Here is a 6,178-nt window from a genome sequence, read left to right as displayed (position 1 = left end):
ATCCAAGGGAACCGCGGCAACCATCAGCGTCAACACCGAACAGACCAACGATCAGTTTTCCACCGCACTCACCGCTATCACCTGCACAGTCGCCTAATGGGAGTTGATCAGGCCGATCTGATCAGCATTTGCCAGAAGCTTTCGAGTTCGGCGGCCATATCGATCGTCGGGTCGATGAGCCATCGCGATTGCAGGCCGTCTGTCATCGCGAGGACCTGCGTGGCGAGGGCACGTGTATCCGCCGAACTCGAAATCGCGCCATCGTCCTGCAGCTGCTGCAACATGCTGGTCAGGACCTCGCTGCTGCGCCGGTAGTGCTCGATCATGAACTCGTGCGCGGGATGGCGGTGGTCGGCCGCCGCTGCCTGCATGTGGGTGAACAGTTCGGTCAGCCCAGGCACTTTGGTGTTGCGCTCGATGATCGTGGCATAGGTGCTGGGGTCCGGGTCGGGGCCGAGGCTCGCGATGTCGAGCTCGCTACGCCGGCGCAAGACAGCGATGAACAGCGCTTCCTTGGAGCCGAAGTAGTGCAGCAGTCCGCTTTGGCTCAGCCCGACTGCGTCCGCTAGTTCGGCGACCGACGTGGCGTGGAAGCCGCGTTCGGCGATCGTCCGCAGTGTTGCGTCGAGGATTTGTTCACGGCGTTCGATGCCTTTGCCGTAGGGGCCCCGTTCTTTCACTGGGCCCAGTCTGTCATGATGCCGGCGACCGAGGCGGGCGGTGCGGGCCGCGCGGCGGCCGGACCGCTCGTCACGCCGGACGCAGTCGCGAGAACAGCTGCCCGGACAGCGAGCCGGCTGATTGAAGGTGAACAGGAGCTACCGCAGCTTCGACAACCATGTGTGTGACGGCCTGAAGCTGAGCGGTTCGGATGTCGCGGCGCTGAAGGCGAAACTGCTCTCTTGACAAGCACTTTCGACGATCGGCCCGCGTGTTTCGATAGGCGGACTCGCGCAACTGACCATTTATGCGGGGCTGTCGGGGTTCTCGCCCGTATCGGTGATTGTTGCCCACCGGTGTGCGAGGAGTCGGCATGCCTGGACGAGTTCGGGTGGGTGCAGGTCGGTGAGTTCGGTGTCGAAGGTGGCGAGGATGCCCGCGACACCGGCCCAAGACCAGGCGCCAAGGGTGAGCCGACAGTGGTCGCTGTCGAGGTGTTCGACGACGGAGCCGCCTGGTGCCCAGCGGGCCACGACGTGCGTGGGCAGATTGAGCTTGGCGGTGCCGGTGCATTGCCAGGCGGCGGGCGTGTCGCCGCGGTCGTAGGTTCTCATCACGAAGTGGGCGAGGTCTTCGCTGGGGAGTTCGCGGGCGGTGAAGGGCTGCGTGGTGGGGCGGGGGTGCAGTCGGTCGACGCGGTGCACGCGCCATTGGTCGTCGGTGAGGTCGTAAGCGACCAGGTACCACCGACCGGCCCAGACGACCAGGTGGTAAGGCTCGACGCGGCGAGCGGGCAGGAAGTCGGGGTCGCCGGGTTCCGGGCGGGTGCCATCGGGACGCAGTGTCTCGATGACGAGCAGGTGGCGGTGGCGTACCGCGGATCCGACCACGGTGAGCGCGGCCGGGTCGATGGGGGGTGAGGGGAACTCCCAATAGTTCTGCAGCCGAGTCAGGCGCAGGGATTCCATGGACGCCCGCAGCGCCGTGGGCATGACCTGTTGCAGCGTGGCCAAGGCCCGCGCCGTGTCGTCTCCGAGGCCGAACATCGTGCTTGGCGCGGTCTGCAGGGCCACCGCGACCGCGAGGGCCTGATCGTGGTCGAACAGCAGTGGCGGCAAGGTGTGCCCGTCGCCGAGCTGGTAGCCGCCGTCGGGGCCGTGGACGGTGATGATCGGGTAGTCGAGCTGGCGCAGGGTTTCGATGTCGCGGCGGATGGTGCGTTCGCTGGCCCCGAGCCGGGTGGCGAGCTCGCGCAGCGGCCACCGCCGGTCCGAGCCGAGCAGGGACAGCAACCGCAACGCCCGGTGCGAGGTTTTCGCCATGCTCCATTGTGACCCAAATAGTGGCCATTCCGTGTCCACTACCTGTGTCAGTGTGGCCTCTGTCAGGCGAACAAGTGGCGAAAGGACGGTCGGATATGCGTGTCATCGTGGTCGGTGGTGGGATCGGCGGGCTGGCGCTGGGGGCGGGGCTGCGCCGCCGGGGGTTCGAGGTGGCGGTATTCGACCGTGACACCGATGTGACCGCCACGGGCGGCTACCACATCACCCTGGACGAGCGGGCGCAGTCGGCGCTGACCGAACTGGTGGAACCGCGGATCATGCGGCGGTTGCTGGCGTCGGGTTCGGCGCTGCGGCTGCGCGAGCGTGACGCGTTCTGGGATCGCCGCGGCCGGCTGCTCGGCCACGGACCGGACCTCAGCGGCAGTTCCAGTGTCGATGTCGACCGGATCACCCTGCGCATGCTGCTGGCCGAAGCTGTCGGTGACCGGCTGCACCTGGGCTGCCGCGTGTCCGGCGTGGAACACGATGACGACGGCACACCTCGGGTGCTGTTTACCGACCGGGCGCCGGCCTCGGCAGACCTGGTCGTCGGCGCGGACGGCGCCCACTCAGTGGTCGCCCGTCACTTGGCGGGAGGCCAGACCAACAGCCCGGCGGGCATCATCGGGTTCTCCGGCCGCACCCTCCTGCACGACCTCAGCCCCCATGAGCAGCGCCGGCTCAGGCCACGGTCGGGGCTGGCGGTCGGCCCGCGCGGAGCGGCGCTCTACGTCGGGTTCCTCGACCCGGTCGGCAATGCCGCGCTCGACGCTCCCGAGCTACGGATGTCCGTGACGACCGGACCAACCTACATCTGGGGCGCCATGTTCCCCGAATCCGCCACCACCGACTCCCTGCGCGACCTGCGTGACGTCGAGTTGCAGACCGCGTTGCTCGGCCAGTTCCACAAGCGAGGCTGGGCTGAGCACACGCTCGAGGTCATCACCCAGGCTGATCCGCGCAGCGTGGCCGGGTTCCGTTTCAACGCCGCCTCTACCCGCGCAGCCGATCTCGCGCCCTGGCCCGCGGGCCGCATCACCGCGCTCGGCGACGCTGTGCACGCCACACCACCCACTGCGGGAATGGGAGCCGGCGCGGCCATCCGTGACGCCGCCGGCCTGCTCAACCACCTCACCGCGTCCGCCGCAGGCGACACCACCCTCATCGACGCCATCAACCAGTTCGAGACCGACATGCGCCAACGCGGCAGTGAAGTCCTTACCCTCGCGATGAAGACCGTCCGATGGATCCTGGCCACCGACACCACATTTGGCGCCGCAGCGACCGCGGTGTGCACCCCGATCCTGGCCGCAGCCGCCCGGCTACGTCGGTGACCAGCCGCGCCACACGGCCGCTGTGTGTGCTGCGCGCGCAGCTCGAGCTGACGGGGTATCGGCGAGCCGGACACCGATGCCGAAGACTGCCCGCCGAGTGAACACGGGTTCAGCCGTCCTCGTCGGGTGCGGCCGGATCACGCAGCGGCCGGTGACTGCCGCCGAGGTCGGGCAGGTGAAAGCTGTAGTGCCCGTAGCGGCGAATGTGTTTGCGCACGAACGCTGCGCGGCGTCCGCGTCACCCGCAACTGGTCCAGGGCCCGAGTCACGCCCTGACAACTCTCAGGATGACTCTCCGTAGCAGGTGGTGATCGCGGCGGCGCGGTTGTGCAGCGAGGTGCGCAACCACTGCGGGGCAAGGGCTTCCGCGTTCGTGGCGAGCTGCCACAGCGCCCATTCGGCGTGTCGTGAATCTTGGAAGGTCACCTCCAACCGCAGCCAGCCGTCTGTGTCGGCATCTTCGGCGCAGACGGCGAGTGCGGTGCTCACCAGGTCCTCCCGCTGTGCCGGGTTCACCCGTACCAACACGGTGACCTGGTCGCCGCCGGTCCGAAACCGCGTGCTGCGTTCCTGCCAGGCCCGGTCCAGATCGACCCGGTCCGGTCGCTGTGCGGGTTCGGGAAGTTCCTCGGCGGCCAACACCCGCGACAGCCGGTAGGTGCGGTCCGCGCCAGACCTCGTAGCCAGCAAGTAGCCCTGGTCGCGCACGGTGACCAGGCCGATCGGGTCCACCGTGCGCCACTTCGGGGTGTCGTCCGCAGCCGCGTAGTGGATGCGCAGCTTGTGTCCGGCGAACACCGCGCGCCGGATCTCGGTCACTATGGTTTCGGGCACCTCCTCAGCGACCAGCCGACGCGACAGGAGGTCGACCTCCGGGTCGATGAGCAATCGCTGGGCCACGTCGCTTGCGGTGGCCCGATGGCTTTCCGGCAGCGCGTCAACCACTTTGAGCATGGCCGAAGCGAGCGCCGAGCCGAGGCCGAACACCTGTGCGCCGCGCCGTGATCCGGCGACCAGCAGGGCAAGCGCCTCGTCGTGATTCAGCCCGGTGAGCTCGGTCTGGAAACCGGGCAACAACGCGAAACCGCCGTGCCTGCCGCGTTCGGCGTAGACCGGGACGCCGGCCGCGGACAGCGCCTCGATGTCGCGCAGCACGGTGCGGGTGGATACCTCCAGCTCGCGGGCGAGCGTTTCCGCGGACAGCCGACCGCGCTGACGCAGCAGCAGCACCATCGAGACCAACCGGTCGGCGCGCATACGAAAACTCTACCGAAATACACGACACAAGATGTCGTGATTTGTTGAGAGGCTCATGGACGTACGGAATCTCGATGAATCGAATGGAGCTGATGTGGCAGTGCAACGAACAGCGGTCAACCCGGTGACGTGGTCGGTGGAGATGGGATTCAACCAGGGTGAGATCGTCTCCGGGCACACCCGGACCCTGTACTGCTCCGGGCAGACCGCGATGAACGGCGACGGCAAGCCCCAGCATGACGGTGACATGGCCGCACAGTTGGCGCTGAGCCTCGACAACCTGGAGGCCGTGCTCCGCGAGGCCGGCATGTCCCTCGCGAACCTCGTCCGGCTCAACGTCTACACCACCGACGTCGATCTGCTGTTCCCGCATTACGGCGTGCTGGCGTCGCGGTTGGGCGCCGCCGGGGTGGCACCGACCACCACGATGCTCGGGGTGACACGGTTGGCGATCCCCGGCCAGATGGTCGAGCTCGAGGGGACCGCCGTCGCGTGATGTGACCTCGCCGCCTCTGCTGCTCGTGCGGTTGAACCGGCACGAGCAGCGAACAGATGGGTGATTCCGCCTACTGACGTGGCGTCCCGGTCCCGCAGGTAGCCGTTGATGCGGCGGAAGCTGCGGGACCGCTACACCTGTTCACCGCGACTCGTCGACCGCGCGAATGAGCATGTGCGTTGTCAGTCGTTGTGTTTCGGGTGCGACGAGAACGATACGTGTCGGTTCGATGTCGACTATCGGTCGGAACACGATGTCCTTGCGGGAAAAGGCGGTGACGAGGCTTTCCGCAGTGATGACCACGGCGTTACTGTTCGCGACGACTTCGAGCATTTCTTCGACGCCGTGGACCAGTGGCCCGTAGGTGACCGGTGTGCCATCCGGGCGGGGGTCGATCGCCCACCATCGCCGCCATTCCTCGGGCACATTGTCGGTGTCCACCTGTACAACTCCGGCTAGGTCGGCGAGTTCGAGTTCGTCTCTGCTCGCGAGCGGGTGTTCGACGGACATGGCGAGGACACGTTTTTCGGTGAAGACGGAATGGGTGCGCAGGCCCGCCGCGTCCAGGGGTGGGCGCGCGAACATAGCGTCCACGTGGCCGTCGCGCACAGCGGAGACCTGCTGTCCCCAGGCAACCTGCACGAGCTCGATCTCCACTCCTGGCAGGTATGCGCGCAGCGCGTTCAGGATCGGATGGGTCCGCGGGCCGGCGACGGTGGCGAAGAATCCGATCCGTATTTTTCGGTGGTCTGCGCGGATGCGCTGTCGAATCGCCCCAACCGCGTGGTCGTGCACGGACAGCAGGTTCGTCGCCAACGGCAGGAACTCGGCACCGGCCTCGGTCAGCCGGGCACCGCGGTGGTCGCGCTCAATGAGTTCGACGCCGAGGTCGTGCTCGAGCTTGCGGATCTGCTGAGACAGCGACGGTGTGGTCAGGTGCAGCAGTTCAGCGGCGCGCGTGTATGTGCCGGCTTGGGCGAGGGTCACGAAGTACCTCAGTACTCGCGGATTGAGATCGGGCCGCGACTCCACGCGGTCATCCCTGACGGGGGGTGGTCTGGACCGTTAGGGGATGCCTAAGGAGCGTTGCAATACGGGACATGGACACC

At 67.1% G+C, this 6,178-nt stretch carries 6 protein-coding genes; 2 read left to right on the top strand and 4 right to left on the bottom strand.

Annotated elements, in window-relative coordinates:
• Positions 1-107: 107 nt before the first annotated feature.
• A complete protein-coding gene (locus AB0L63_RS11675) occupies positions 108-680 on the bottom strand; it encodes a helix-turn-helix domain-containing protein (protein ID WP_364498121.1) in 573 nt (190 codons plus the stop codon).
• A 285-nt stretch (positions 681-965) separates the two neighbouring features.
• Positions 966-1,982 carry a WYL domain-containing protein gene (locus AB0L63_RS11670; protein ID WP_364498117.1) on the bottom strand — a complete coding sequence of 339 codons (1,017 nt, stop codon included), beginning with the start codon at positions 1,980-1,982 and terminating at the stop codon, positions 966-968.
• 95 nt (positions 1,983-2,077) lie between these two features.
• On the opposite strand from AB0L63_RS11670, the gene AB0L63_RS11665 reads away from it, so the two are divergent.
• The gene (locus AB0L63_RS11665) at positions 2,078-3,316 is read left to right on the top strand and encodes an FAD-dependent monooxygenase (RefSeq protein ID WP_364498114.1); all 1,239 of its coding nucleotides are present in this window, start codon (positions 2,078-2,080) and stop codon (positions 3,314-3,316) included.
• A 282-nt stretch (positions 3,317-3,598) separates the two neighbouring features.
• On the opposite strand, the gene AB0L63_RS11660 is transcribed toward AB0L63_RS11665, so the two are convergent.
• Positions 3,599-4,573 (bottom strand): YafY family protein, encoded by a 975-nt coding sequence (locus tag AB0L63_RS11660; RefSeq protein WP_364498112.1) that lies wholly within the window; start codon positions 4,571-4,573, stop codon positions 3,599-3,601.
• A gap of 100 nt (positions 4,574-4,673) precedes the next feature.
• On the opposite strand from AB0L63_RS11660, the gene AB0L63_RS11655 reads away from it, so the two are divergent.
• The gene (locus AB0L63_RS11655; protein WP_364498263.1) at positions 4,674-5,069 is read left to right on the top strand and encodes a RidA family protein; all 396 of its coding nucleotides are present in this window, start codon (positions 4,674-4,676) and stop codon (positions 5,067-5,069) included.
• 141 nt (positions 5,070-5,210) lie between these two features.
• Here the strand turns inward: AB0L63_RS11655 and AB0L63_RS11650 are convergent, their stop codons facing one another.
• The gene (locus AB0L63_RS11650; protein WP_364498109.1) at positions 5,211-6,101 is read right to left on the bottom strand and encodes a LysR substrate-binding domain-containing protein; all 891 of its coding nucleotides are present in this window, start codon (positions 6,099-6,101) and stop codon (positions 5,211-5,213) included.
• Positions 6,102-6,178: the final 77 nt, after the last annotated feature.

Source organism: Nocardia sp. NPDC051990, from assembly GCF_040680755.1.
GTDB lineage: Bacteria > Actinomycetota > Actinomycetes > Mycobacteriales > Mycobacteriaceae > Nocardia.
The sequence above is the reverse complement of the archived record's forward strand: the minus strand, read 5'-3'. Positions and strand labels throughout refer to the sequence as shown.

Coding starts and splice junctions, on each gene's coding strand:
- AB0L63_RS11670 (WP_364498117.1), bottom strand. CDS start 1,982: ATGGCGAAAACCTCGCACCGGGCGTTGCGGTTGCTGTCCCTGCTCGGC.
- AB0L63_RS11665 (WP_364498114.1), top strand. CDS start 2,078: ATGCGTGTCATCGTGGTCGGTGGTGGGATCGGCGGGCTGGCGCTGGGG.
- AB0L63_RS11660 (WP_364498112.1), bottom strand. CDS start 4,573: ATGCGCGCCGACCGGTTGGTCTCGATGGTGCTGCTGCTGCGTCAGCGC.